Source organism: Flavisolibacter nicotianae (assembly GCF_003628535.1).
Taxonomy (GTDB): Bacteria; Bacteroidota; Bacteroidia; order Chitinophagales; family Chitinophagaceae; genus Flavisolibacter; species Flavisolibacter nicotianae.
Map to the genome: position 1 here is coordinate 141,210 of NZ_RBCI01000003.1, position 25,675 is coordinate 166,884.

15 protein-coding genes, 1 tRNA gene and 1 pseudogene are annotated in these 25,675 nt (G+C 47.5%); 6 read left to right on the forward strand and 11 right to left on the reverse strand.

The window, feature by feature from the left end; all coding sequences use genetic code 11:
* The first annotated feature begins 513 nt into the window (after positions 1–513).
* Positions 514–3,003, forward strand: coding sequence for a right-handed parallel beta-helix repeat-containing protein (locus D6024_RS09040; RefSeq protein WP_162944649.1), 2,490 nt, complete (start codon positions 514–516; stop codon positions 3,001–3,003).
* A gap of 237 nt (positions 3,004–3,240) precedes the next feature.
* On the opposite strand, the gene D6024_RS09045 is transcribed toward D6024_RS09040, so the two are convergent.
* From D6024_RS09045 to D6024_RS09055, 3 genes are all read right to left on the reverse strand, one after another.
* Positions 3,241–4,146, reverse strand: a complete 906-nt coding sequence (locus D6024_RS09045; protein WP_121354293.1) for a ribonuclease Z — start codon at positions 4,144–4,146, stop codon at positions 3,241–3,243.
* A gap of 91 nt (positions 4,147–4,237) precedes the next feature.
* A complete protein-coding gene (locus D6024_RS09050; RefSeq protein ID WP_121354294.1) occupies positions 4,238–5,107 on the reverse strand; it encodes a fructosamine kinase family protein in 870 nt (289 codons plus the stop codon).
* 50 nt (positions 5,108–5,157) lie between these two features.
* A complete protein-coding gene (locus D6024_RS09055; RefSeq protein WP_121354295.1) occupies positions 5,158–5,538 on the reverse strand; it encodes an STAS domain-containing protein in 381 nt (126 codons plus the stop codon).
* 84 nt (positions 5,539–5,622) lie between these two features.
* On the opposite strand from D6024_RS09055, the gene D6024_RS09060 reads away from it, so the two are divergent.
* From D6024_RS09060 to cmk, 3 genes are all read left to right on the forward strand, one after another.
* Complete coding sequence (locus D6024_RS09060; RefSeq protein ID WP_121354296.1) at positions 5,623–8,145, forward strand: ATP-dependent Clp protease ATP-binding subunit; 2,523 nt, start codon at positions 5,623–5,625, stop codon at positions 8,143–8,145.
* 380 nt (positions 8,146–8,525) lie between these two features.
* Entirely contained in the window at positions 8,526–12,314 is a 3,789-nt protein-coding gene (locus tag D6024_RS09065) for a M4 family metallopeptidase (RefSeq protein ID WP_121354297.1), read from the forward strand.
* Positions 12,315–12,402: 88 nt separating this feature from the next.
* Positions 12,403–13,089 (forward strand): (d)CMP kinase, encoded by a 687-nt coding sequence (cmk, locus tag D6024_RS09070; RefSeq protein ID WP_121354298.1) that lies wholly within the window; start codon positions 12,403–12,405, stop codon positions 13,087–13,089.
* Between the two features lie 107 nt (positions 13,090–13,196).
* On the opposite strand, the gene yidC is transcribed toward cmk, so the two are convergent.
* Entirely contained in the window at positions 13,197–15,044 is a 1,848-nt protein-coding gene (gene yidC, locus D6024_RS09075; RefSeq protein WP_121354299.1) for a membrane protein insertase YidC, read from the reverse strand.
* 341 nt (positions 15,045–15,385) lie between these two features.
* Positions 15,386–16,246 carry an SDR family oxidoreductase gene (locus D6024_RS09080; protein ID WP_121354300.1) on the reverse strand — a complete coding sequence of 287 codons (861 nt, stop codon included), beginning with the start codon at positions 16,244–16,246 and terminating at the stop codon, positions 15,386–15,388.
* Between the two features lie 82 nt (positions 16,247–16,328).
* On the opposite strand from D6024_RS09080, the gene D6024_RS09085 reads away from it, so the two are divergent.
* A tRNA-Ala gene (locus tag D6024_RS09085) sits at positions 16,329–16,402 on the forward strand.
* Positions 16,403–16,979: 577 nt separating this feature from the next.
* On the opposite strand, the pseudogene D6024_RS27585 reads toward D6024_RS09085, so the two are convergent.
* The 3 genes and pseudogenes from D6024_RS27585 to D6024_RS09110 form a co-directional block, all read right to left on the reverse strand.
* A pseudogene (locus D6024_RS27585) lies at positions 16,980–17,921 on the reverse strand (recombinase family protein); the annotation flags it as partial.
* The gene (locus tag D6024_RS09105; RefSeq protein ID WP_121354302.1) at positions 17,866–18,141 is read right to left on the reverse strand and encodes a hypothetical protein; all 276 of its coding nucleotides are present in this window, start codon (positions 18,139–18,141) and stop codon (positions 17,866–17,868) included. The gene D6024_RS09105 and the pseudogene D6024_RS27585, both read right to left, overlap by 56 nt.
* Before the next feature lie 77 nt (positions 18,142–18,218).
* Complete coding sequence (locus tag D6024_RS09110; RefSeq protein ID WP_121354303.1) at positions 18,219–18,926, reverse strand: hypothetical protein; 708 nt, start codon at positions 18,924–18,926, stop codon at positions 18,219–18,221.
* A gap of 206 nt (positions 18,927–19,132) precedes the next feature.
* On the opposite strand from D6024_RS09110, the gene D6024_RS09115 reads away from it, so the two are divergent.
* Positions 19,133–19,612, forward strand: coding sequence for a hypothetical protein (locus D6024_RS09115; RefSeq protein ID WP_121354304.1), 480 nt, complete (start codon positions 19,133–19,135; stop codon positions 19,610–19,612).
* 47 nt (positions 19,613–19,659) lie between these two features.
* Here the strand turns inward: D6024_RS09115 and D6024_RS09120 are convergent, their stop codons facing one another.
* Genes D6024_RS09120 through D6024_RS09130 form a run of 3 tightly spaced genes read right to left on the reverse strand, consistent with a single transcriptional unit; the run spans position 19,660 to position 25,494 of the window.
* A complete protein-coding gene (locus tag D6024_RS09120; RefSeq protein ID WP_121354305.1) occupies positions 19,660–22,779 on the reverse strand; it encodes a type I restriction endonuclease subunit R in 3,120 nt (1,039 codons plus the stop codon).
* Positions 22,772–23,935, reverse strand: coding sequence for a restriction endonuclease subunit S (locus D6024_RS09125; RefSeq protein ID WP_121354306.1), 1,164 nt, complete (start codon positions 23,933–23,935; stop codon positions 22,772–22,774). The genes D6024_RS09120 and D6024_RS09125 overlap by 8 nt, the downstream gene beginning before the upstream one ends.
* Positions 23,932–25,494, reverse strand: coding sequence for a type I restriction-modification system subunit M (locus tag D6024_RS09130; RefSeq protein WP_121354307.1), 1,563 nt, complete (start codon positions 25,492–25,494; stop codon positions 23,932–23,934). The genes D6024_RS09125 and D6024_RS09130 overlap by 4 nt, the downstream gene beginning before the upstream one ends.
* Positions 25,495–25,675 lie beyond the last annotated feature (181 nt).

Here is a 25,675-nt window from a genome sequence, read left to right on the forward strand (position 1 = left end):
GGGTTGCCTACTCGTCGACAACCAGCGGAAGTTGCGTGCTGCGAGCGGCCCACTAATAAGAACCTGTATGTTTTTCGTATTCCCATCTCGTTTCACCTGTCCTACACTGGTGTGGTCCGTCGATTTCGGTGGTTGCCTGGGGTCAATATCTTCACTTACACGAAAGGCTGGTACAAAAGTTTATCGATAGCGGTTTGCGTAAATTTTACCTGTATTTCCGGGTCGGTCCCCATAAACGATCATGTTTATGTGTAAACTTCAAAATAATCCACGCTGGTATGGTTGTTTTATAATATCTTCCCTATTCTTGTGAAACCGTTTTCCATCTTCCTATTTCTAGACCGCTTTCCGTGTACCCGCCCGACAGTTCAAATTGATTTTATTTGAAGTAAAGAATTTATCTGTAATGACAGTCCACTTATATGTAAAAATGAGTGCGCTGTTCTGCAATGAATTTTATTGCTTGACCCTGTTGATTTAGTACTTGTAAGAATGCACCTTAAATACGACACTATGAGACTTGTTTTACTCGTCCTGCTCGCCTGCACCCTACTTTCTGCAAAAGCAAATACGTATTATTTTTCTTCGACTCTCGGTAACGATTCAAGAAATAAAAACCAGGCACAGAACCCGTCAACGCCCTGGAAAACGCTGTCGCAGCTGAATAGCTATATCGGAAATTTAAAGGATGGGGATTCTGTTTTATTCAAAAGGGGAGATGTTTTCTGGGGTTCAATTCAATTGGTTGGCGACGAAAAGAAAAAGAACAAAACGATCGTTTTTGGAGCGTATGGCACCGGGGCCAAACCTGTGATTACAAGTTTGCAAAGTATTACGGCCTGGAAGGCGATTGGCGGCGGTATTTATGAAACCACCTTGACCAATGGTCCGGGCAGTCTCAACTTGGTTCTCTTGAATGGCAATATGCAGCCCATGGGCCGCTGGCCCCGGCTGGATGCGCCGAATGGCGGCTACCTCAATTTTCAATCGCATGCAGATACGTCCTCCATCACAAGCAATGCCATAGCGGCTGCCAAAAATTTCGCCGGCGGCGAGGTTGTAATCCGCAAATACCAGTGGATTTTGGACAGGGGTACGGTAACGGCACAAACCTCCAATACGGTCAGCTATAAGCCTTTTGTGTCGCCGGCGCATCCGGGCATTACGTATGAACCCGTCAATGGCCATGGGTTCTTTTTTCAAAACCACGTCAATACCCTTTCACAATTGGGCGATTGGTGTTATGAGGCGGCTACTAAGAAACTCAAGATCTATTTTGGCAGTGCGGCACCGACTGCGTTTGATGTAAAGGTTCCCCTGGCAGAATATTTAGTTGACATGTCCTATGCGGATAATGTCTCATTCGATGCCCTTGCGTTTAACGGTGCGAATTCAAACAGCATCAATCTGTTCAAGTGTACCTATATTCGTTTTACCGGTTGCGATATTTCTAACTCTGGAGTAAATGCCATTAACGTCTCCCACATTATCGCTGTTTCAAAGGCTTCTGCTAACAGTAACATATCTTCTTCAAAAGATCCTCATTCTGTTCTCAATAAAACAAAATCCTTTTTAACAAGCATCGTCGCTTATTCCAATCATCTAACGGTGCGTAACTGCACCATTACCAACACGAACAACAATGCGATCAACAGCAACAATTCTTCAGATTGGACGATTGAGAACAACGTGATCCGCAACACGGGTCTGATCCGGGGCATGGGGCTATCCGGGGATGCGCAGTATAACGCCATTCAGTATGTCAACTCCAATAGCGTGGTGCAGAATAACGTCATTAAGAACACCGGCTATTTGGGCATTCACTTCATCGGTGACAGCACCGTTATCCGCAATAACTATATTGATAGCTTTTCACTGGTGAAAAGTGATGCCGGTGGTATTTATACCTATGGGGAAACAGGGAGGAACCGCAGCGTGGTGGGCAATATTGTGAGCAACGGCATTGGTGACCGCAACGGCATCGGCGATCCGGACCCAAATAACCTCTATGCAGGCCTGGTGCACGGCATCTACATGGATGGCAATTCCAGTAACGTTGCCATCGAAAACAACACTTGTTTTAACAACGTGTGCTCCGGATTATTCCTTGGCAGTTCCAATAACATATATGCCCGAAACAACCTGCTCTACAACAATACACGGACACAGCTCAAACTGGCCGATACCAAAGATTACTTTTCCAACATCACCATTAAAAACAATATTCTTTTTGGCCGGGACTCTGCTCAACTCGTTTTGGATGCGGAAGCCTTAATGCACGGGCTTTATAATTTTGGCTCCATTGACAGCAACTATTATTGCCGCCCTTTGTACGAACCCCAGGGGCTTGACAGCATTTTTGGCTATCCCCATGTTCCGACGTACTACAACTATCCCGGCGGCGGAATTGTGCAGGCGTATAACAGAAACTTTTACTCGCTGGATGCCTGGCAAACCCTGGCCGGCAAAGTTGGTTGGGAGCAACATGCCCAAAAATCGCCTGTCAGCATTGATAACCTGGATAAGCTTCGCTTCGAGTACAATCCCACCCAAAGCCCTAAAGTAGTGACGCTGGATGCTGCTTACGTGGATGCCCGTGGAAAAAGCTATAGCAACACACTCACCCTGGCACCTTATACAGCGGTGGTGCTCATTCAAACAGGTTACACCAGTCTCGCAGCGAAGAACACCGCAACCAATAAAATTGGTTTTGCCAACGAGCCTGAAAAGCAGGGATCAAAATCGATTAGTGTTGCTGTTTTTCCCAATCCGGTTAAAAACATAGCGAACATAGAAGTGCTGCCAATCGAATCCGGTGCTGCTTCCCTGACTGTATTTGACCAGCAAGGCAGGTCTGTAAAACAATTGTTCAGCGGGAATGTAACGGCCGGAATGCAAAAACGGTTTGTTTTAAACCTGACTGGATTTTCGGGTGGCGTTTATTATTTGCGTTTTGTCAACAACGCAAAAACGGTGACAAAGCAAATTGCATTGGCAAAGTAAACGGTAAGTAAAACGCAAATAATAAATTTAGAACGCCGGCCCTGCACAGTGCCTGGCGCCTATTGAAAAACAGAAAAATTGTCCGAAGTAAAAAGGCGCCTGATCCAGGTTGCCTTTTTACTTTAGAATCTTCAAATGCCCTGTGTACGTGTAGAATGTAACCATTGGTTTATCGGTCACGGCTTTCCTGTCCGCAATGAGCCCCTGAAACAGGACTGTTTATCCTTCTCGCACATCTCAATGAATATTGTACGTAATGCCTTCCAGGGCCAGCTCGGTATCGGGAAATACTTCTCTGGCCTCTTCGGCAAAGGCATCGAGTAAATTATACTTCGAAGAAAAATGCCCGATCAATAATTTTCCTACCATGGCCTTGCGGGCAATCAGGGCCGCCTGTTTCGTGGTGGTGTGAAACCGTTCTTCCGCTTTCTCCCGCATGCTGTCGAGATAGGTGGTTTCGTGGTAGATCATGTCGGCGCCATAAATGTGCGGGATAATGTTTTCATCGTACCGCGTATCGGCACAAAAGGCATATTTTTTACCGCGTTCGGGATTAGCGGTGACGTCGGTGTTTTTAATGCGAACGCCTTTTGGTGTGATGTAGTCGAGACCTGCCTGCAGGCTGGAATAGAAGGAAACGGGAATCTCGTGTTTGCGTACTTTGTCGATCAGAAGTTTTCGCTTGCCTTCTTTTTCTTCAAACAAAAAACCATAACACTCGATGCGGTGCGTGGTGCGAAAACACGAAATCCTGATCTTTTCGTTGTCGACCAAAACACCCGGTTCGGTCAGTGTATGAAAATAGAGCGGGTAGGAAAGCGTGGTGTTGGCAACCTTCAGTTGCACTTCGATAATCTGCTGCAGCGGTGAGGGTGCAAAAATGTGCATCTCCTGTTTGTGCGAAAGCAGCGAAAAAGAATTGATCAATCCAATCAGGCCAAAATAATGATCGCCGTGCAGGTGCGAAATAAAGATGTGCGTGATCTTGCCGCGGCGGATCTTGTATTTGATCATCTGGATCTGTGTGCCCTCTCCGCAGTCGACGAGGTAGTTGGTTCCATCGTGCGAAACCACCTGGCTGGTCGGGTGACGATTGAAGGCCGGTACCGCCGAATTATTCCCCAATATCGTGACCGATAACATGCGTTAAAAATACAGCGCAAATTGCAAGCAGGATAGGTGGATATTCGATAATGGGTTATTCGATATTGGGACAGTATTCATTTAAGACCAGTCAGGTGAATTGTTCCAGCGTTCGTTCGATTTGCGGCAGGTACCCGGCGCCAAAAAGATAGAGGTGAATGAGCAGGGGGTAAAGGTTGCAGATTGCCCATTGCTCCCGGTAATTGGCGGGGAGGGGAAAGTGATACTGGTAGGCTTCGTAAAACGGTTGGCGAAAGCCGCCGAAAAGCGTGGTTATCGCAAGGTCCACGGAACGGTGCCCGAAGTAAACGGCCGGATCGATTAATACCGGCTCGGACGATTGATTGCACAAAAAATTCCCGCTCCATAAATCGCCGTGCAACAAGGAGGGTCTTTCTTCTTCAAAAAAGTTTCCAAGTTTTTTCTGCAGGGCTTCAAATTGTAAAAGGTGTTGGCTGTGTAACTGGTTTTTGGAAGCACATCGTTTTGTCATCGGCATCAATCGTTCTTCCACATAGAAGGCCGTCCAACTTTCGTGTTTTGCGTTCGATTGCGGCACGCTGCCCATGTAGTTGTCCGCTTCCAGTCCATATGATCCGCGGGTCACCCGGTGAAGGGCTGCCAGTTGTTCGCCAAACAGTTTCCAAAATCTTTCATTCTGTTCGCCTTCCTGTATCCACTCCAGCAGCAAAACCTGGTGGCCTTCTGTCTGTAAGCAGTCAATCACTCCGGGTGTTTTGATCTTGTTTTGTTGCGCAATGAGATCGAGGCCACTCTTTTCGCGGCTGAATAAGTGGGGAAATTTGGTAGCAGAATTGATTTTGCAAAAAAGCGTCTTTCCGGAAAATGACAGCCGATAGGTGTCGTTGATGCTCCCGCCACCGACCCGCTGCAACCGGAGATCAGTGATGGTCCCAAAGCGTTTAACAAGTGACTCTTGTAAAATTATTTGCAGGCTCAAGCTAACGTTTCTGTGATCCCGAAAATTCCATTCATCCTATCGATCCCGGTTTAGATTTCGTCCTCGTCAAGCAACTCCCTTTCAATTTCTTCCATCTGCACAATATCGCCGGCTTCGCTTTCGGTAGGCGTGACGTTCATCAATTCAAGCAGGTCGATTTTGTCTAAGAAATCCTCCACATCCGCCGTTAATTCGCACACAACAAAGGAGGCGCTTTCTTCGTAAAACTTTTGCTGGGTGCGGACCAGCTTTTCGGCGGCTACTTCGCCAATAGATTTAACACCCTGCAGGCTGAGCACAACATTTCTTACCTTACCTTTAAGTAGTTCTTTCATCTGCCGGTCCAGCTCTTCTGCCATTGTAGCAGACATCTCCGGGGTTTCCACCCTTATGACAGTAAATTTTTCTTTGGTATCAGTTTTGACTTCCATATTCGTTCATTGGCAGGCAAAGAAAGAGCCCGACCCTGCTCAAAAATATTTTTTATTATTGTACAAAGCATATAGGAGACTAAAATGGATAATAATTTTTCCTCACAAGTAAAAGAGATCATCTCGTTCAGCCGGGAAGAAGCATTGCGTTTGGGCAATGACTTTATCGGCACGGAACATTTATTGCTAGGTCTCATTCGTGAGGGTGACAATACGGCGATTCGCATTTTGAAAAGCTTTAACGTCGACCTGTACGAACTGCGCAAAGAAGTGGAGCTGGCCGTCAAGGATAAAACCGGGAAGAACATTGCCAACATCAATAGCCTTCCCCTGACCAAGCAAGCCGAGAAAGTGATCCGTGTAACCGTACTGGAAGCAAAAGCACTCAAAAGCCCCACCGTGGAGACCGAGCACCTGATGCTCTCCATCCTCAAGAACAAGGAAAACATTGCAACGCAAATCTTAAATCAATTTGACGTGGATTACGACATCTTTAGACAGGAACTTGGCATGGTGAAATCCAACGACACCCGTGCCGAATACCAGGAAGAAAATGACGACGACTTTGATGAAGAAAAAAAGTACTCGAGTGCAAAGTCTCGTCAGGCCGGTGCCACCAAGAGTAAAACGCCTGTATTGGACAACTTCGGCAGAGACATCACCAAGTTGGCTGAAACAGGGCAGTTGGATCCGATTATCGGCCGGGAAAAGGAAATCGAACGTGTGTCGCAAATTCTTTCCCGCCGGAAAAAGAACAACCCCATTCTCATTGGTGAGCCTGGTGTAGGTAAAACAGCGATCGTCGAAGGTCTTGCGCTTCGCATTGTGCAGCGCAAAGTATCACGGGTGCTGTTTGACAAACGAGTGATTTCGCTTGACCTGGCTGCCCTGGTGGCCGGTACCAAGTACCGCGGCCAGTTTGAAGAGCGGATGAAAGCGATTATGAACGAACTCGAAAAGAACCGCGACGTGATCCTCTTCATCGACGAAATTCATACGATCGTTGGTGCCGGTGGTGCTTCGGGTTCACTCGATGCGTCCAACATCTTCAAGCCGGCACTGGCCCGTGGCGAGCTCCAATGCATTGGCGCCTCCACACTGGACGAATACAGAATGTACATCGAAAAAGATGGCGCCCTGGACCGTCGTTTCCAAAAGGTTATGATCGATCCGCCATCGGTAGAAGATACCATTCAGATCCTGAACAACATCAAGTCGAAATACGAAGAGTACCACAACGTGGATTATAACCAGGAAGCGATTGATGCCTGCGTGAAGCTGAGCGACCGCTACATCACCGACCGCCTGTTGCCCGATAAAGCCATCGACGTGATGGACGAAGTCGGTGCACGGGTTCACCTGAAAAATATCAATGTTCCGCAGAACATCCTCGACCTGGAGAAGAAGATCGAAGATATCAAGTCTGAAAAGAACAGGGTGGTGAAGAGCCAGAAGTTTGAAGAAGCCGCGGCGTTGCGTGACACCGAAAAACGTCTAGGCGAAGAACTGGAAAAAGCAAAAGCGCAGTGGGAAGAGGAGAGCAAGCACAAGCGCTACCCCATTGGTGAAGAAGAGATTGCCGAAGTGATCAGCATGATGACCGGTATCCCTGTTCGCCGCATGGTGGAAGCAGAGACAGAGAAGCTGCGCAAGATGGCCGATGAAATGAAAGGCATGGTGGTTGGTCAGGACGAAGCCATCAGCAAAGTGGTGAAAGCCATCCAGCGCAACCGCGTGGGTCTGAAAGATCCGAAGAAGCCGATTGGTACCTTCATCTTCCTGGGTCCGACCGGTGTGGGTAAAACCGAGCTGGCTCGTGCTTTGGCCCGTCATATGTTCGACAGCGAAGATGCCCTCATCCGCATCGACATGAGTGAATACATGGAAAAATTCACCGTATCGCGTTTGATCGGCGCGCCTCCCGGATACGTGGGTTACGAAGAAGGTGGTCAGCTCACAGAGCGAGTTCGCCGCAAGCCCTACAGCGTGATCCTGTTGGATGAAATTGAAAAGGCTCACCCCGATATCTACAACATCCTGTTGCAGGTGCTGGACGATGGTCAACTCACCGATGGCCTTGGCCGCAAGGTGGACTTCAAGAACACGCTCATCATCATGACCTCAAACATTGGTGTTCGTCAGCTGAAAGACTTTGGTGCCGGTGTTGGTTTTGCCACACAAGCCAAAGTGCAGAACCAGGACGAAGCCAACAAGGCCGTGATCGAAAAAGCGCTGAAGCGGACCTTCTCGCCGGAGTTCCTGAACCGTATCGATGATGTGATCATCTTCAATTCACTGACGAAAGAGCACATCTTCGAGATCATCGACATCCTGATGAAAGGTGTCATGAAGCGCCTGACCAACCTGGGATTCAGCCTCGATCTTACCGAGGATGCCAAGAGCTTCCTTGCCGACAAAGGCTACGACCAGCAGTTTGGTGCCCGTCCGCTGCACAGGGCGATCCAGAAATACCTGGAAGACCCGCTGGCAGAAGAGATCCTGAACATGAACATCAAAGCGGGTGACGTGCTTGAAGCCGGGCTGGATAAGGAAGCCGGAAAGATCACCTTCACCCTGAAAGGTGTTGAAGAAGAATCGAAAGCATAAAATCTGTTGCAGATAAAACTGAAATCCCGCCACATGGCGGGATTTTTTTTTGGCCATTTTCTGCAGAAGTACGCCGCTGCCTTTACGAAAGGCAAAACGCCTGGACCCAGGCAGGATAAGCATTGGCGTCGACAAAAAAAGTCCACTCTTTTTTTGCTAAATCCACCACACTTCTTTCCTCGTATATAGCCGAAACAGGTCTTTCACATTTCATTAAGAAATTGGCAAAATTCTTGATAAGTGTTGGAAAACCGTAACCAGGCCTGGCAAATTGAGCGTCGCTGGGATTAAGACATCCAGCAGGCAAATGGTCCGTGAATCCTTGCGAGCCCAGTGTGTCAAGGCTAAACACCTTTCTTCACCCTTAACACAAAATCCATATGATGACAACTCTATCCCTGCGCAGGATTCTCATCCTGTGTGTGATCTCCCTTTTGTTCACCTCTGTCCAATCGCAAAAAACTCCGCAGCAAATCGATGAGCTGAAAAAGAAAGTACTTGCAGACCCGAAAGTTGCGGCCGTTGCTATTTCTGAAGAACGCCAGACACCTTCCCTTATCCTGTTGAAAAGCAACGCCGGGTATACAAGAGACCAGGCACCCGTTGCGTTGCGCAACTACCTCGACCTGCGCACCGGAACAGATGAACTGGTGGTGACAAAAACCAGCCAGTTGTCCGGACAACTGGAAGTGCTCGAATTACAACAGTTTTACAAAGGCGTCAAGGTTGAACACGCAAAATTTAAAGCGTTGGTGAAAAACGGTATCGTGCAGTTTTTCAACGGTGCCTGGTTTGCCATTCCCGCCACACTTGCCGCACAACCTTCGCTCAGCGAAAACGCCGCACTTAGTTTTGCCAGGGCGAAAGTCGGCGCAAGGAAATACGCCTGGGAAGAGGTCGCGCAACGCATAGCGCAGGCAACCGATGCACGGGTGAAAGAAGCCTTGCAAAAAGAACTGGCCGACCTGACACCCAAAGGCGAACTGGTGGTCGTTAAAGATTTTACCCGAAGCGGTGTTGCCCAAACCAGGCTTGCTTACAAATTCAACATTTATGCGGCGGAACCGATTAGCCGTGCCTGGATTTATGTGGATGCGCAAAACGGCAAGGTCCTGCTGGTCGATAAGATCATCAAGCACATTACCGATCCGACACCGGCCTCTGTCAGTGCTACCGTGCAAACACGTTATGCCGGTACGCAGGTGATCAAAACAAAATTGATCAGTGGAAATGATCCCAACAGTGGAACGACGCTTATCAGCAGCCATCCAACGACGGAACCGCTTTACCTTCCCGGCGCCAACACCTATGTACTGATCGACGACTCCCGTGGAAATGGCATCGAAACCTATGACCTGAATGGCGTTGGTGGCCTGCCGTTGAGTGTCCCATCGTTGTATCTCCAGGGTAAATCGTTCACCGACGTTGACAACAACTGGACAACTGCCGAACACCATCGTTCACCGGCCAATGACGGCGCTTTCGAGGCCGAAAACGACGACATTGCCTGGGACGCCCATTGGGGTGCGGAGGTAGTGTACGACTACTGGCTGGCAAAACACAACCGCCTGAGTTACGACGGAAACAACGCCAGGATCAAAAACTTTATTCATTATGGCCCTGCCTACGACAATGCTTTCTGGAATGGAACGGCCATGACCTACGGTGATGGCTCGGGTCCAACGGCCGGCGGTTTTAAAGCGCTGACATCCCTGGATGTGTGCGGGCACGAGATAGGCCATGGTGTTTGTTCCAATACGGCGGACCTGGTATATGCCAACGAGTCTGGGGCCATGAACGAAGCCTTCAGCGACATTTGGGCGGCCTGTATCGAGCACTTTGCCATGGTGCGCAGCGGCAGCACCGTGCCGTCAACAGCCTATCGTCCGTTTTACATCGGTGAACAGATCAGCGCAACTGCCGATAATCCCTTGCGGCGAATGGACAATCCCAAAGCGCAAAGCAATCCCGACACCTATGGCGGGACCAACTGGGCCGATCCGAATTGCACGCCCAGCCTGGCCAATGACCAATGCGGCGTACACACCAACAGCGGTGTGTTGAACCACTGGTTCTTCCTGCTGACAGCCGGATCGAAAAACGGCACCCGCCCGGCCGGTATGACTCCTAACCAATATTATTTCGCCGACTCTGACGATGAGATCAATGATCTTGGCAATGCCTATACGGTGAATGGAGTAGGCTTTGACGTGGCGGAAAACATCGCCTTTCTCACGGAGAGCATGCTGACATCGACGGCAACCTATGCCGAAGCGAGAGAGGTATCAATACAGGTGGCACAAGCCGTGAGTGGAGATCCGTGCAGCGCACTCGCAGAATCCGTAACAAATGCCTGGTATGCGTGTGGTGTAGGCGCAAAGTTTGTAAAGCCCTGCACAGTGAAGTACGGGTTCATTTACCAGCCCGGAACAACCGTCAGCGAATCGTCAAACACACAGGGTTGCAATACCACCAGATCCATCAATGTGCCCGTCTTGCTGCCGGCTAATTCTACAGCGTCGGTTACAGTAAGCGGAACGGCCACAAAAGGCGTTGATTATACATTGTCGGCCACATCGCTGAGCAACACGTCGGCAACGAACAGCAAGCAAAACCTGGTGGTGACGATCAACAACGATGGTGTTGTGGAAAGCGATGAAACCATCAACCTGAAACTTGCCATAACCAACGTGGGTACAAACCCGGTCAATGCATCATACACCATCATCATTACAAACGACGACGTGGTACCGACGATCGGCAATACCGAAGTTACCCTGCTCAACGAAACCTTCACAAGAGCGGATGGTTTTGAAGACCCCGACGGCTGGACCGAAACCTTGCAGGTTCGTGAGACCAGCGGCGACCCGGCCGCCACAGGAAAAAACCAGTGGGGCGTGTTTGGCAACCAGTTGGCCATCACCGGTAAAGAAGGATTGACGGATACGAAGTTGGCGAATGGTACCTACAACAATCTCAGTGAAAGCAATACCATCATTCGGTCGCCCCTGCTCGATGCCCGTGGTCTGAGCCTGGTCAACGTGAAGTTTGATTACACGGTGCAGGGCGAAGTGGATGCGGCGAGCGGATCTACCGACATCGAAAACCTGCCGGTATTTGATTACATGGCGGTGCTGTATTCACTCGATGGCGTGAACTTCGTCGAACTCAATACCGGCGACTTCAAGCAGTTTGCCTCTGCAACGCCGGCGAGTGGTACGTTCACAGGGCTGTTGCCCGTTTCGCTCAGCAACAAGCAGTTTTACCTTGCCTTCCGCTGGAGCAACGACGCGAACGCCGGCGGTCCGGTAAGTGTACAAATTGATAACCTGGTCGTAAAAGGTGCGCCGCGTAAAATTGAGAACGATCTGAATCAGAATGGTCGCGAAAACCTCGGCGCCGGTTACGATGTTTATTTCTACAGCCTGCAGGACGGTGAAGTATTGGGCCGGGTTAAAAACAATTCGGCCAAAGACTTTGGCTGCACGAATGTGTATGTTGAAAAAACCGGCGCAGGTGCCTTTAACCTGTACCAGGGTAATGATGGTTTGCAGAAAGTGGCCGACAAGATAATACGGATCGAAACAAGCCTGATCTACAAGCAGTCCACAACAGTCACCCTTTACTACACCGAAGCGCAATTGCAGGCGCTGGAAAATGCCACCGGGCACCCGCGAACGGCGTTCAGCCTGTACCAGGTGGATGCGGCTTCGTACGCAGCGGCATCAGCACAGAACACGAAGAAGTATGCGGCTACGTATACAGCAATACCAGGCGTAGGTGGCTATTATACCATCAGCTTTAACGACAAGGCAAACGGTTCGTATGCATTGGGCTATCCTGTCTCGGTCTTTGGTACAACGGTTGGCGCATCCGTTGCAAGGCCTGAGGAGCAAACGGCATCTTCTGGCTGGCAGTTTGGTAACATCTATCCAAACCCGGGCAATGGTGCGGCAACGATCACCGTAACGGCACCGAAGGCGCAAAGAGTGGCCGTTGATGTGATCAATGTTTCGGGGCAGGTGCTTTCGAGCCGCACGCAACAAATGACCGAAGGTCTCAACAAGCTGGCGATGCCCGTTGAGCGGTTGACGACCGGTTCTTACCTGATCCGGTTCACCGATGCCGAAGGCAAAATCCTGAACACCCAGCAATACACGAGAAACTAAGCTTTCTCTTCCGTAAAAAGCTGCTACAATTAGTAGCAGCTTTTTTTGTTGGTATAGACGAGAGTCGTGAATTTTGTCCTGTTGAGTCATGAAAAAAATTATCATCACCATAGACGGATGGTCATCCTGCGGAAAGAGCACGTTGGCAAAGCAATTGGCAAAGGCGTTGAACTATGTGTACGTGGACAGTGGCGCCATGTATCGTGCTATTACCTTGTATTTCCTGCGGAATCACGTGGACTGGACCGATAAGAAAGAAGTGGAAAAAGCATTGAAGGCAATTTCGCTTGAATTTAATTACAACGATAAGTTGCAGCAGTCGGAAATCTATCTCAACGGCGAAAACGTGGAATACGTGATCCGCGACCTTGTGGTTGCCGAAAAAGTCAGTGACGTTGCCGCCATCAAAGAAGTTCGTGACTTTGCCGTGGCACAACAAAAGAAAATGGGCAGGCACCGCGGCATCGTGATGGACGGACGCGACATCGGCACGGTGGTATTCCCCGACGCGGAATTAAAAATCTTTATGACAGCCGACAATGCTGTTCGTGTTGAACGCCGCTTCAAAGAATTATACGAGAAGAACCCGGCGATCACCCTGGATGAAGTAAAGACCAACCTCGAAATGCGTGATTACATCGACTCGCACCGGGATGTAAGCCCGCTGCGGCAAGCCGATGATGCCCGCATTCTCGACAACACCAATCTGACAGAAAAGGAGCAGTTTCAGAAAGCCCTGAAATGGGCGCATCAGTTGAAGGTGCCGGCAGCGTGATGATCAGTGATGAGTGGGCCGTTTATAGCATAAACATTTTTTCATAAAAAAAACCTCCTGAGTATTTCAGGAGGTTTTTTATTTAGAAACGTTTCATTATTGATCACTCATTTTCTTTTCTGCTGTTGCTGGATTTGTTTCTGCTGGTCCTGCATTTGCTCCAGGCGCTCCTGCCATTTGGATTTTGTTTTTGGTTTCTTGCGGTTTTCCTCCATGCGGGCCAGGATCTTATCGTGGTTGATGATATAGGTCTGGATGACGAACTGCAGCGCCAGGGTGATGATATTGGAAACCGTGTAGTACCAGGTCAAACCCGCCGGCAGCTTGTTGAACACAAACAGCAGGACAAAGGGGAAGAAATACGGCATGTATTTCAAAACCGGGTTGCCCTGGTCGGGTGTAGAGGCCATGCTGTACAGCGAGATCAGGAACGAGGTTGTAACCGCCGTGATTGTGAACAGGCTAACGTGATCGCCATACAATGGAATGGTAAACGGCAGGTGGAAAATGGAGTCGTATTGCGACAGGTCATTTGCCCACAGAAAGCCTTGTCCACGCAATGCTACGTTGGAATTAAAGAAACTATACAGCGCAAAGAAGATCGGGATCTGGAACAGCGCCGGTATACAGCCACCTAGCGGGTTCACACCGGCTTCGCGGAACAGTTTCATTTGTTCCATGCTCATCGCCTGCTGATCGCTGCCGTACTTGGCTTTCAGTTGGTCGATCTCGGGGCGGAGCACTTTCATTTTTGCCCCGCTCAGGTAGCTGCTGTAGGTCAGCGGCGAAATTACCAGGCGGATCAAAAGTGTGAGCAGCAGGATCACGATACCGTAATTCTTCGTAAAGCTGCTAAAGAAATTGAAGGCCGGGATAACGATCCAGCGGTTGATGTATTTGACAAAGGCAAAGATGCCGCTGCCCAGGTCCACCATGTCCTCCATATCATTGCCATATTGCTTGAGGACCTTGTAGTCGTTGGGGCCGAAATAAAGGGAGAGGGGCACGGTGGCAGTTTGCGTGTTTTGCAGGGGCACCTGCATGTTGGCGGTTGCCTGCACCACGGTTTTGCTGCTATCAGCGGGTGCCGACCAGATCAGGTTGCCGCCGCTGAAACCGGTTTTCGATACCAGCGTTGTGTTGAAAAACTGCTGCTTTACGCCAACCCAGTCCACCTTTCCAGTAAACTCCTTGCTGCCACCACCGGGTGCGATATGGTTATCAAAATCGCCTTTGAAGCGGTAACCGACTTTCGACTGTCCGCGTTCATAGGTGATATCCTTTTGCTGTTGTATGGCATGGTTTTGCCAGGTCAGGTTCAGCACATTGGAGCCAAGGAGCTGCTGCACGCCGTTAACAAGGATGGTGAAATCGATCATATAATTGTGTGGCTTCACCACAAAGCGGTGAACGATTTCATGTCCTTCAGCTGAATGAAGCTTGTAGCTGACGATCGTGCTGTCGGGACTTTCGGTTTTTTCGGCGCCGGCAAAATAAAGCCCTGCTACACCGGCCGACCTATTGGGAGCGACAGCTACATTGTAGTTGATCTTGTCCGAATCGGAAGCGGCCATTTTTACATCGTTGCCATCGGGTCCCTTGAAACCTTTCAGTTCAACACCTTTCAGTTGACCACCGTGGTTGGTGAACACAACTTTCATCAGGTCAGTGTTCACTTCCGTTGTGGCTTCCGTTCCGCTCAGCGATTGCAGAAGGCCCACGCTGTCGGCGGCCGTCGCGACGGGTTGTGCAGTGGTGCCGGGTTGCGGATTGGTTTTATAGTTGAGAATAGAGTCCTGGGCTCTTTTGGTGCTGTCCTGGACCCGCAACTGCTCCTCTTTTTGCTTTTTCTCGGCGAGGAAGCGGTTCTGTTCTTTGGAATTGTAATAGAAAAAGGCAAAGAACAGGATTGCCAGGACAATAAAACCAATGACATTATTGCGTTCAAACTTCATTCGATCCTTGTTTAAAGGCCGCAAAGATAGCAGATGCCTGCGAGTTTTGGGGGGTGGGATCGGCGAGCGACGGGGTTAAACAGGGTGAACCGGGGATTTAAGAAGAATTTAGGAACATAAGGAGGTTGAGGTTGAGGTTAAGGTTAAGGTTAAGGAGAGAATACCGAAGAGGCGAACAAGGAAGGCAGAATTTCAAAGGAACGTTCCTGCTCAACTCTTCCAAATCGCGGCCGCTTGAAAGTTGAATGGACTAAACCTAACCCGTCTAAAATTTGCCTTCCTTGTTCGGATGCTGCGGTTTAAAAACGTCGTCTGTTCAGCGGTTCCTTGTTCCCTGTTCCCTAGCCATTCACGATTTCGCCCCCGTTCGGATGCAAAACCTGGCCGGTGAAATACGAGCTGTCCTGGGAAGCAAGGAAAAGGTAGCAGGTCGCCACTTCAGCCGGCTGGCCGGCACGGCCCATCGGAACATCGGAACCAAAGGTTTTGACCTTTTCTTCGTCAAACGACCCGACGATGAGCGGGGTCCAGATCGGGCCCGGCGCAACAGCATTGACCCGGATACCTTTTTCCACCAATTGTGCGCTGAGGCTGCGGGTGAAGGTAACAATGGCGCCTTTGGTGGCGGAATAATCCAGCAGCGACTTGCTGCCACGGTAGGCTGTGACGGAAGTTGTATTGATGATGGCAGCACCCTCTTTGAGGTGCTTCAGCGCATATTTTGTAAACCAGAACATGGAGAAAATATTGGTTTCAAACGTTTCTCTTAATTGCTCGGTGCTGATGTCTTCAATCGATTCTTTTTCCGTTTGCGTTGCCGCATTGTTGACCAGGATGTCCAGCTTTCCCAGTTGACGCACGGTTTCTTCCACGGCTTTTTGGCAAAACGATTCATCGCGGATATTGCCGGGTAGCAACACGCATTTCCGTCCCTGCTCTTCCACGTCTTTGCGAACGGCTTCCGCATCCGGGTGCTCGCTCAGGTACACGATGGCTACATCTGCACCTTCCTGTGCAAACAGTCGGGCCGTAGCGCCGCCGATGCCGCTGTCACCGCCGGTGATCAGGGCCACTTTGCCATCGAGTTTCTTCTTCGCTTCCGGGCGTTCCGAAACGGGCTTGGGTTTCATGTTTTGTTCAATGCCGGGCATTGGCTGTTCCTGCGGCGGACGAACTTCCTTCGGATCGCTTCCTTTTTGCATAAGCCAAAATTTATTGTCGGTACAGAAATTTTTATACCATCGTATTAGTGCAACCCTTATTTTTGCTGCCGCTTTCAGCAATGGGGGACTAGCTCAGCTGGCTAGAGCGCTTGCATGGCATGCAAGAGGTCATCGGTTCGACTCCGTTGTCCTCCACTTCACCGGAAGGCAGAACAAAATTTTTTGTTCTGCCTTTTTTATTTCCCTTTAAATCCTTGCTGGGCTTGAGCAGTAGCGAAACAGCACTCTCGGGAGAAGTGGTTCGACATTGACCATTTTTAAAAACCAACTTTTCTGGAAAGGTCGAACCCAAAATGCGGTGCTTTTGCTCCAAATCCGCTACAGTAAAGAGTTTGTCGAGATTGCGCAAAAAGTAAAAGCCAAATTCCATTATCTCTTCTTCGTTTTCATCCTTGCTGTTTAGCTCTGTTTGTTTTCTTACGAGCCGGCTCATTTCAGGTTCCAGCTTTGCTTTGATGTTACGGTACTCTGTGGCGTCCAAGGCACCGTCAAGGGTCATCATTTGTGCGTTGTCCAAACGCTTGCGAATAACTTCAAGTTCTTTGTTCACTTTCTCCAGTTCGGCTTTCTTTTGCTTGTTGTCTTTGAGGTAGTGATCTGATAAAATATTTTCAAATGATTTGAGTGCTTTTTCATTGCTGCTGATGTCAAGGAGCATTTCGTAAAACGAGCCGTTGACTTCAATTGCTTTTTGGCGTTCCTTGCAAGCGTTTTTGCAGTGATAGTAATAGTACCTGCCACCGTTTCCTTTCGAAGCACTGCCGGTTAGGTTGCGTCCACACGATGGACATTTTAGAAAACCTCTGAGCGGCAAGTCTTCTTGCTTGGAGTGATGAGCCGGAAGTTCTTTTCTTCGCTTTCCCTCCAACACGTCCTGCACTTCATAAAAGAGCCGTTCGGAGACGGTGGGTTCGTGCTGACCGGGAACGATCATGGCCAGTTCGTCTTTGTACGGCGGTACAATGACTTTACCAACATAGACCGGACTGCGCATCATCCACCAAAAGGCAGAACGCTCCACCTTTACTCCCTTGTCGTTGAGCATCTTTCGTACTTCATCAATATGATAGTGGCCTGTTGCCATTTGCTCAAAGGCCCAACGAATTAATTCAGCGTCTTTGCTCGGCACAATGCAGGGCCTGTTGTTTTCATCCCGGCTTCGCCTGTAGCCTTTTGGTGCGCCGCCCATCCAACGGCCTTCCTTCATTGCTTTGCGCATGCCAGCAAGGATGTTCAATGCCCTTCGGTCATTCTCTACTTCCGGTGCAGCGAGATAGATGGCGAGCATAAACTTGTGCTCCGGTATCTCCATGTTCAGCGGCTGCTCCATTGCCTGCGGCTCTACACCCATGCGCATGAGCTGGTTAATCATCGCATAAGCGTCTGCTGCATTGCGTGAAAAACGGTCCCACTTTAGAAACAGAAGCATGTCCGCCAAATTTTTATTGGCCTTGATAAAGTCGAGCAGCTTTTTAAAAGTGGGCCGTTCAAAGCTTTTGGCCGAATGGTCTTCTTTAAAAAAGGCCACGACTTCAATGTTGTTGTGAAGGCAATGGCTGCGCAGGCGTTCTTCCTGGTGCGAGAGGCTATGTCCTTTTTCAGCTTGCTCGTCGGTGCTCACCCGGACGTAGATAATTGCTTTTCTCGTTTTCATGTTCGGTACTTATCGGTATGACTTTGGTTTGCTGTTTTACTTTTTCACTTACCCTAACGATGACTTCTGCCATTGCATAGAGCCACGTTCTTATCTGTTCGAGTTCTCCATCACTGTACTGCCTTTCTTTGTCGTTCCAAATTTTTCGAAGCTCCGCTAAGGGCACCTTGTCTGGAAAAATTTCTTCTTTCGTTTCTAGATCAATGAGTTTGGCGTTCATAGGAGTTGATGTATCAAAGGTATAAAATGTTGATTATCAATGAGAATAGTATAATTTATGGGGCATCTTCCAAAAGGTTAAGAACTTGTTTTTAGTGATTTCAAGACTTCTTTTACCGCATCGTCAATCAACTTAACCAGTTTCTTTGAGTTGTCACTATCAGTTTTTATGGCAGCTAAACTCATAAGTTGCGTTTTATGGCTTCCTTCTACCCAATCAATGACGGTCGGGAAATGGTAAGCCAAGACGGGTTCGTCGGTAAGACCTTGAAGGAGATGATAGGTCTGTAAATCATCCCTTAGCTTTTGTGGCAAACTGCTTTCGAACTTTGGAAATAGAAGAGTAGCCGCCTCATACAATAATTTGGTAGGAATGCGTGGTTGGTTGAAGTCTAAAACTTGCACAAGTTCATGGCCTGTTTTTAAAACGGCAAGCCGAAGCTTTGGCTTCAAATAGGTTTCCAGCGTTTGGTGAATAGAAAGCGAGTACAAGTCATATTTCCGCTTTAAACCTTTTAACTCATAGCCTTCTTCATTCCCGGTTGCTTCGGAACGGATGATTTTTGTCAACACCTTTTCTTCAAAGCGCATAAGTTCCAACGGCACCTCTTTCAGCGTCTTGTAGTACAGCCCGTACCGGCTTTTAAGCTGCATGTTCTTCCGGTTGTACGTCACCTGCAAATAGAGCGGGTAGAGTTTCTTTCCTTTTTCGTCAGTTGCCGGTTCCAAGGCCTGGTTCAGAAAGAACTTGACGGTAATCTTTTTTTCTTTTAGTGCGCCACTCATGCCACGAAAATAGAAATGTTATTTTATTATTCAAAAAATAATAACAAATCATATCTTTGAACCCGATGGAGCAAAGAAACAGCAAGGTTTCAAACAGGATAGAATTAGGGTAGCATTAGACGCCATTTGTCTTCGTTAAGGTTCCGATTAGAGTACCATTAGATGACAATGCCGCAGCCATTGAAAACAAACATAAATCACATACTATGAATGCCGAAAACACATCAAAAACGGACAGGGAAAAACGGAGAAGAGAACACCGGAGCTTTAATAACCCCTCAAGGCAACTTTCAGATAATGAACTAACCCTGCAATCGCAGTACGCATTACTCAAAGAAGCGTACATAGAGATGCAAAAGCTGCAAATTGAAAATGCCGCACTGAAAGAAAAGCTACATCAGTATGAATGTCCCGATGACGGCTACCGGAAAGATTGGACTTGGGTGGCAAAGATTGTTTTCATCTTAGAAAAGGCAGAAAGGCCATTGGCAACAAAAGAAATCATTGAACGGCTTGAGAAAAGAGAACCAACGTTGAAAGACCATCACGACAAAGGAAAATTCTTTTCCGCTTTTCTCAACCTTGCCCTGAAACACGGCCGCATCCAACGGGAAAAACGAAAAGGCGAACGAGGTTATTATTACTTCATAGAACAAACCCGCTTGTTAGACAAGTGTAATCCATAGAGCATATTTTAAAAAGATTAGATGGCACTGTATTCATTAGCTTCCATTCATTCAGCCCCGGAAATATCCCAAAACCGGTTGAAAAACGCTCTCAGCTTCTCTATCACCGTTTCTCGCTTTTGCGTCCTTTCTCCAGTAGGTGTAAACCGTGAAACCGGCGGCAGGATTTTGGCGATGCTTGTGCCTGTTGTTTGTACATAACCATCCCTGAAAGCGTTGGTGATGAATTTATGGGTTTCTCCGCTATCCAGATTTTCGTCCCTGATAATCTGGTCCAATTCTTCTCTTTTCTTCTCATCAACAAAGCTTTGCCAGTTGTCGGTGACGTCTGTTCCTGGCGTAAGCGATTGAATGAATTTCTGGATCAGGTCTTTTTTATTTCGCAATTCAACACTTGAATCAATTGCTTTGTTGATGCTGATTATAATTTCCTTGTCTTTTTGATTCCCAGCATGGTATCTCTTGATTAATTCCAGGATGTAGTCAATGTTAATCTCCACCTGTTTGATTAATTCCATTTCAAACACAATATCATCATTCACATTTTCGGCGTCTCCGCCAGCCCTGCTCCGGAACTCGTGGTAGAGGTTGATGTACATGCTATGATAATCCTGTACGTCTCTTTCGCTCAATATCTCCCTACCGGCAAATTCATCAAATGTCGAAAGGATGTTCTTCACTCTTAAAATGGAACCATAGAGCCGAATGAACTCTTTCTGCCTTTGCTCTCCGATAATGGGTTCACCAACCGGAAACTTCGTTATGAGTTCATTGACCAGCGTAACGTAACCGGGAATATTTTTCGCCCCGTCTTGATACCCGTTGTAATACTCATCAAAAGTTTTTAGTAGCACGATGCCGCCTGCTTCTTTATCGCCAAACAGGGCAATGCTTTCGTTTGTCGCTTTTTCCAGGTTGCGGAAGCAAACAATATTGCCAAACGTCTTCACCGAGTTCAAAATTCGGTTGGTTCTGGAATAAGCCTGCAACAAGCCATGCAACCGTAAATTCTTGTCAACCCACAACGTGTTCAGGGTAGTGGCATCAAAGCCGGTCAAAAACATATTGACGACAATGAGCAAATCAATCTCCCGGTTCTTCATCCGGAGAGATACATCCTTATAGTAATTCTGAAACTTATCGGCAGACGTATCGTAGTTCGTCTTGAACATTAAATTATAATCCGCTATCGCTGCATCTAGAAAGTCTCTGTCTGTTGCACTGAGCTGTTCTGTGCTTTCCGAGTTTTCATCATCAATAACGCCATCGTCGTCGTCCGCATCATTTACACCAAAGCTGAAAATGGTGGCAATTTTGAGACGTGAGATTTCTGGCAGCGATGCCTGTTGTGTCTTAAACTCGTTGTAGTAGATTTTGGCAAAGTCAATGGAGGCGACAGCAAAAATGGAATTGAAGCCGCTCAGCCGGATTTTTTGTTTTACTTCTTCCACCTTGACACGGTCTCCTGCCGTCGCTACTTCGTAAACATTCTTCAGTGAAGTGAAGCTATACGGCTTGCTATTGCGCTTTGTTTTCTGGTCAAAATGGCCCAGAATGTAGGTCACAATGTTGCTGATACGCTTTGGTTCTGCCAATGCCCTTTCCCGGTCAATGTCCCACACCTTTTGGTCTTTGATGTTCTCCTGTTCTTTCATTGTTCGTATGTAATCAATACGAAACGGCAGCACGTTTTTATCGTTGATGGCGTCAACTATGGTGTAGGTATGCAGCTTTTTGCCAAAGGCTTGTTCGGTGGTTTTTAAATCGGGCCGGTTGTTGTTGCTGGCGTTTTTGGCAAAAATGGGTGTGCCGGTAAACCCAAATAAAAAGTATTTCTTGAATGCCTTGGTGATGGCGGTGTGCATATCGCCAAACTGGGAGCGGTGGCATTCATCAAAAATGATAACGATTGGCTGGCTAAAGGCAGCATGGCTCTTTTCCTTCTTAATGAGGATGGAAAGCTTTTGAATGGTGGTGATGATGATGCTTGCCTTTTGGTCGGAGAGTTGCTTTTTTAGGATGGAAGTGTTGGTATTGCTGTTGGCTGCCCCTTTTTCAAACTTGTCGTATTCCTTCATGGTTTGGTAGTCCAGGTCTTTGCGGTCCACCACAAACAATACTTTTTCAACAAAGGGCAACTTGCTGGCTAATTGGGCTGTTTTAAACGAGGTGAGTGTTTTGCCACTTCCGGTGGTGTGCCAGATATAACCGCCGCCGTCAATCGTTCCGTAGGCTTTGTAATTGTTGGCCACATTTATCTTACTTAGAATGCGTTCGGTGGCAACAATCTGGTAAGGACGCATGGCCAACAACAGTTTGTCCGTTGTAAATACGCAGTAGCGGGTAAGTATGTTTAATAAACTGTGCTTGGCAAAAAAGGTACGGCCAAAATCCATTAAATCGGTGATGGGACGATTGTTTGCATCGGCCCACCAGCTTGTAAACTCATAACTATTGCTGGTGCGCTGTTTGTTTTTCTTTACGGCATTTTGGCTTTGCTCTTTGATGTGCGAAAACCTTGTGGTGTTGCTGTAATACTTGGTATAGGTGCCGTTGGAGATAACAAAGAGTTGCACGTACTCAAACAATCCTGAACCGCTCCAAAAGCTTTCCCGGTTGTAGCGATTGATTTGATTGAAGGCTTCTTTTATATCAACGCCACGTTTTTTTAGCTCAATATGCACGAGAGGCAAGCCGTTTACCAGCACGGTAACGTCGTAACAATTGGGTCGTTTGCCATCCGCCACCTCGTATTGGTTGATGACCTGTAAATGATTGTTGTGAATGTTGGCTTTGTCCAGCAGGTAAATGTTTTTTACCGTGCCGTCGTCACGGGTTAAGAGTTGTACATGGTCTTCCTGAATCAGCGTTGTTTTTTCTTCGATGCCGCTGTTTTGGTTAGCGATTTTACTTCGGAAGAAATGGTTCCATTCGTTATCGGTAAACGTGTAATCGTTTAACCGCTCTACTTGCTGGCGAAGGTTGGTGGTGAGTGCCGCTTCGCTGGTGATGGGCAGGTATTCGTAAGCCTGTGTTTGTAGCAGGCCAATGAAAGCCTTTTCCAAGGCATCTTCTGTTTGGTAGGCGGTTTCTCTTTTGTAAGGCGAACTGTATTCGGCAACAACGGTACTCTCCGGGTTTTCGGCTACAAGGTTGTACTTATCCATTGCTCACATTTTTAAAGGTGAGGAGCTTGTTTCGGTAGTATTCATATTGCCGGCGGCGGGCTTCTATTTCAGCCGGTAAACCAATGGAAATATCATTGACCAAGGCATCAAACTTGTCTAAGATGGAAACGATTTTCTCCTGTTCAGAAAGAGGTAGAATTGGTATTAGATAGCTTTCAAAATCCGTAGCCCTGACATGCGGAACGCCGCTTCCTTTCTTCGTTGAGTGTATTTTGTCTTGGTCTTTCTTAAGGAAATAATAAACAAACTTAGTCTTGAGTAAAGTATTCTCTGGATGGATACTAAAAGCATCCGTGAGGAATAATGGCTCATTCCAATAACTTACAAGTCCGCAATAGGCACCAGACCTTGCAACAACTATTATTTCTCCGTTTCTGTTAAACTCGTTATGATAATAAATTGGGGTTGGACCATTTGCAACAACAGGAAATTCACCAGAAATTGTTTCTTTTTTTGTTATCGCAGTACCACGTTGAATTTTCGCAATCTCGCCAAGCGTTTTCCATTCCACGTTTTTTGCCTCGCAACTCAATAAAGCGTTTCTATAGTGCTCGTATTGCGTTTTACGAGCTTCCAGCTCCGCTTCCAGCTCCGCTTCTAATAACTTAAACTTATCTAAAATGCTTACGATTTCATTTTGAATTTCCAGCGGCGGAACTGGAATTTGAAATTTTCTTAAAACACTGTCTGAAATGGCTGGATAGCTCGTGCCTTGTTCGTTGGCTTCGACATACTCATAGAATGAAGGCGTTCCTAATAAATGAAAAAGAAAATTAGTTAGAACGATATTATTGTCAGGACGCAGAACACAGTAGCCAGTGCTACAAATCTGCCTATCGTATTGTAATGGAATAATTGCATAACGCTTCAGCATTGGGCGAGTAGTGCCGAATATAACATCACCTTCTTGAACTATCTGCTGTGCACGACTTGGTGCTGTTTCTGAATTGATGGATGTTATATCAACGATAGAGTGAGTTGTCCGATCTACAGAAGTAAGGTCAATGTATTTAAATTCTTCACCTGTGTTTTCAGACCAGCGAATATTCTTTGTTTTCAAAACAACCTCACCGATTGGTTTAAACTCCACACCGTCAGGACAAAATTGTTCAATCAATTCATCAACCCTATTCATAAGCTTCCTCCCTCCAAATCCGCTACAATTTCATCAATGGCAATACGCAGTTTGTTTTGCTTGATTACAATTTCAGCAATGTGCGCATTCAGCTTTTGGATGTCCACAACTTCAGTATTGTTTTCGCCTTCTACATAACTGCTTACGGCAATGTTGTAATCGTTGTCCGCAATGTCCTTGTTCAAAACTAGGGCCGCAAAATGGTCAACATCTTTCCGTTCGATGTAGGCATTCAGTATTTTCTTGCGGTAGGTTTCCGTTAGCTTGTTCTTGTTGCCTATCCGCACAAATTCGGCAGAGGCATCAATAAACAACGTGGCATTGTCCTTCTTGCTTTTCTTCAACACCACAATGCAGGTGGCGATGGTGGTACCAAAGAAAAGGTCGGGCGGCAACTGTATAACGGCATCGATGTAGTTGTTGTCAACAAGGTATTTGCGGATTTTTTGTTCGGCACCACCCCGGTACAACACACCCGGAAATTCTACAATAGCCGCCGTTCCCGATGTAGAAAGCCAGTGCAGCATGTGCAGGGTAAACGCCAGGTCGGCTTTGCTCTTCGGCGCTAAAACACCGGCCTGCGAAAAGCGAGGGTCGTTTATGAGGAGCGGGTTGGCATCACCTTCCCATTTGATAGAGTAGGGCGGATTGGAAACAATGGCATCAAAGGGTTCATCGTCCCAATGTTTCGGGTCAAGCAAGGTATCGCCGTGTGCAATATCAAATTTCTCGTAGTTAATGTCGTGGAGAAACATGTTGATGCGGCAAAGGTTGTAGGTAGTAATGTTTACTTCCTGTCCGTAAAAGCCTTGTCGCACGTTTTCTTTGCCCAGCACTTTGGCAAACTTCAAGAGCAAGGAGCCCGAACCACAGGCGGGGTCGTACACTTTGTTCACTTGCTTTTTGCCTACAACGGTAATTTCTGCCAGCAGTTCCGATACTTCCTGTGGCGTAAAAAACTCGCCACCCGATTTGCCTGCGCTGCTGGCATACATGGTCATTAAAAACTCGTAGGCATCGCCAAAGGCGTCAATGGTGTTCTCTTGATAGTCTCCAAGTTTCAATTCGCCAATCGCATCCAGGATTTTGCGTAGCTGGTCGTTTCGCCGTTGTACGGTGCCGCCCAGTTTGTTGCTGTTAACGTCTATGTCATCAAACAATCCTTTCAGGTCGTCTTCGCTTTCGGTGCCTTTTGCCGAAGCTTCGATGTGCTTAAAAACACGGCTTAATGTTTCGTTGAGGTTCTCGTCGGTCTTTGCTTTTTTGCGAACGTTCACGAACAGCTCTGATGGTAAAATGTAAAAGCCTTTTTCTTTTACCGTATCGGGCCGGCCAAATTCGGCTTCGGCATCGGCGATGGCGGCGTAATTAAAATCTTTATTGCCCGTTCTTGCCTCTTCTTTGTTGATGTAAGCTGTCAGGTTTTCGGAGATAAACCGGTAAAACAGCATTCCTAAAACGTAAGATTTAAAATCCCAGCCATCAACACTTCCACGCAGGTCATTTGCTATCTGCCAGATGGTCCGGTGCAGTTCTTCCCTTTCCCTTTCTTTCGCCATTGTTTTGGTTGTTTGTATTTCCTTTATAAAAGGGTGAAAATAAGAATTTAAGGAAACTATTTTCCTGAGAATATGGAGTTTCCCGTTCTCTTCGTTCGCTTATTGCTATTCACTCCTCACTATAACCTGCAGCAGGCTATCAGGATCACACTTGTGTTTTGCCTAAGAAGGTATTTTGGTG

Coding starts and splice junctions, on each gene's coding strand:
- D6024_RS09040 (WP_162944649.1), top strand. CDS start 514: ATGAGACTTGTTTTACTCGTCCTGCTCGCCTGCACCCTACTTTCTGCA.
- D6024_RS09045 (WP_121354293.1), bottom strand. CDS start 4,146: ATGTTATCGGTCACGATATTGGGGAATAATTCGGCGGTACCGGCCTTC.
- D6024_RS09055 (WP_121354295.1), bottom strand. CDS start 5,538: ATGGAAGTCAAAACTGATACCAAAGAAAAATTTACTGTCATAAGGGTG.
- D6024_RS09060 (WP_121354296.1), top strand. CDS start 5,623: ATGGATAATAATTTTTCCTCACAAGTAAAAGAGATCATCTCGTTCAGC.
- D6024_RS09065 (WP_121354297.1), top strand. CDS start 8,526: ATGATGACAACTCTATCCCTGCGCAGGATTCTCATCCTGTGTGTGATC.
- cmk (WP_121354298.1), top strand. CDS start 12,403: ATGAAAAAAATTATCATCACCATAGACGGATGGTCATCCTGCGGAAAG.
- yidC (WP_121354299.1), bottom strand. CDS start 15,044: ATGAAGTTTGAACGCAATAATGTCATTGGTTTTATTGTCCTGGCAATC.
- D6024_RS09080 (WP_121354300.1), bottom strand. CDS start 16,246: ATGCAAAAAGGAAGCGATCCGAAGGAAGTTCGTCCGCCGCAGGAACAG.
- D6024_RS09105 (WP_121354302.1), bottom strand. CDS start 18,141: ATGAACGCCAAACTCATTGATCTAGAAACGAAAGAAGAAATTTTTCCA.
- D6024_RS09110 (WP_121354303.1), bottom strand. CDS start 18,926: ATGAGTGGCGCACTAAAAGAAAAAAAGATTACCGTCAAGTTCTTTCTG.
- D6024_RS09115 (WP_121354304.1), top strand. CDS start 19,133: ATGAATGCCGAAAACACATCAAAAACGGACAGGGAAAAACGGAGAAGA.
- D6024_RS09120 (WP_121354305.1), bottom strand. CDS start 22,779: ATGGATAAGTACAACCTTGTAGCCGAAAACCCGGAGAGTACCGTTGTT.
- D6024_RS09125 (WP_121354306.1), bottom strand. CDS start 23,935: ATGAATAGGGTTGATGAATTGATTGAACAATTTTGTCCTGACGGTGTG.
- D6024_RS09130 (WP_121354307.1), bottom strand. CDS start 25,494: ATGGCGAAAGAAAGGGAAAGGGAAGAACTGCACCGGACCATCTGGCAG.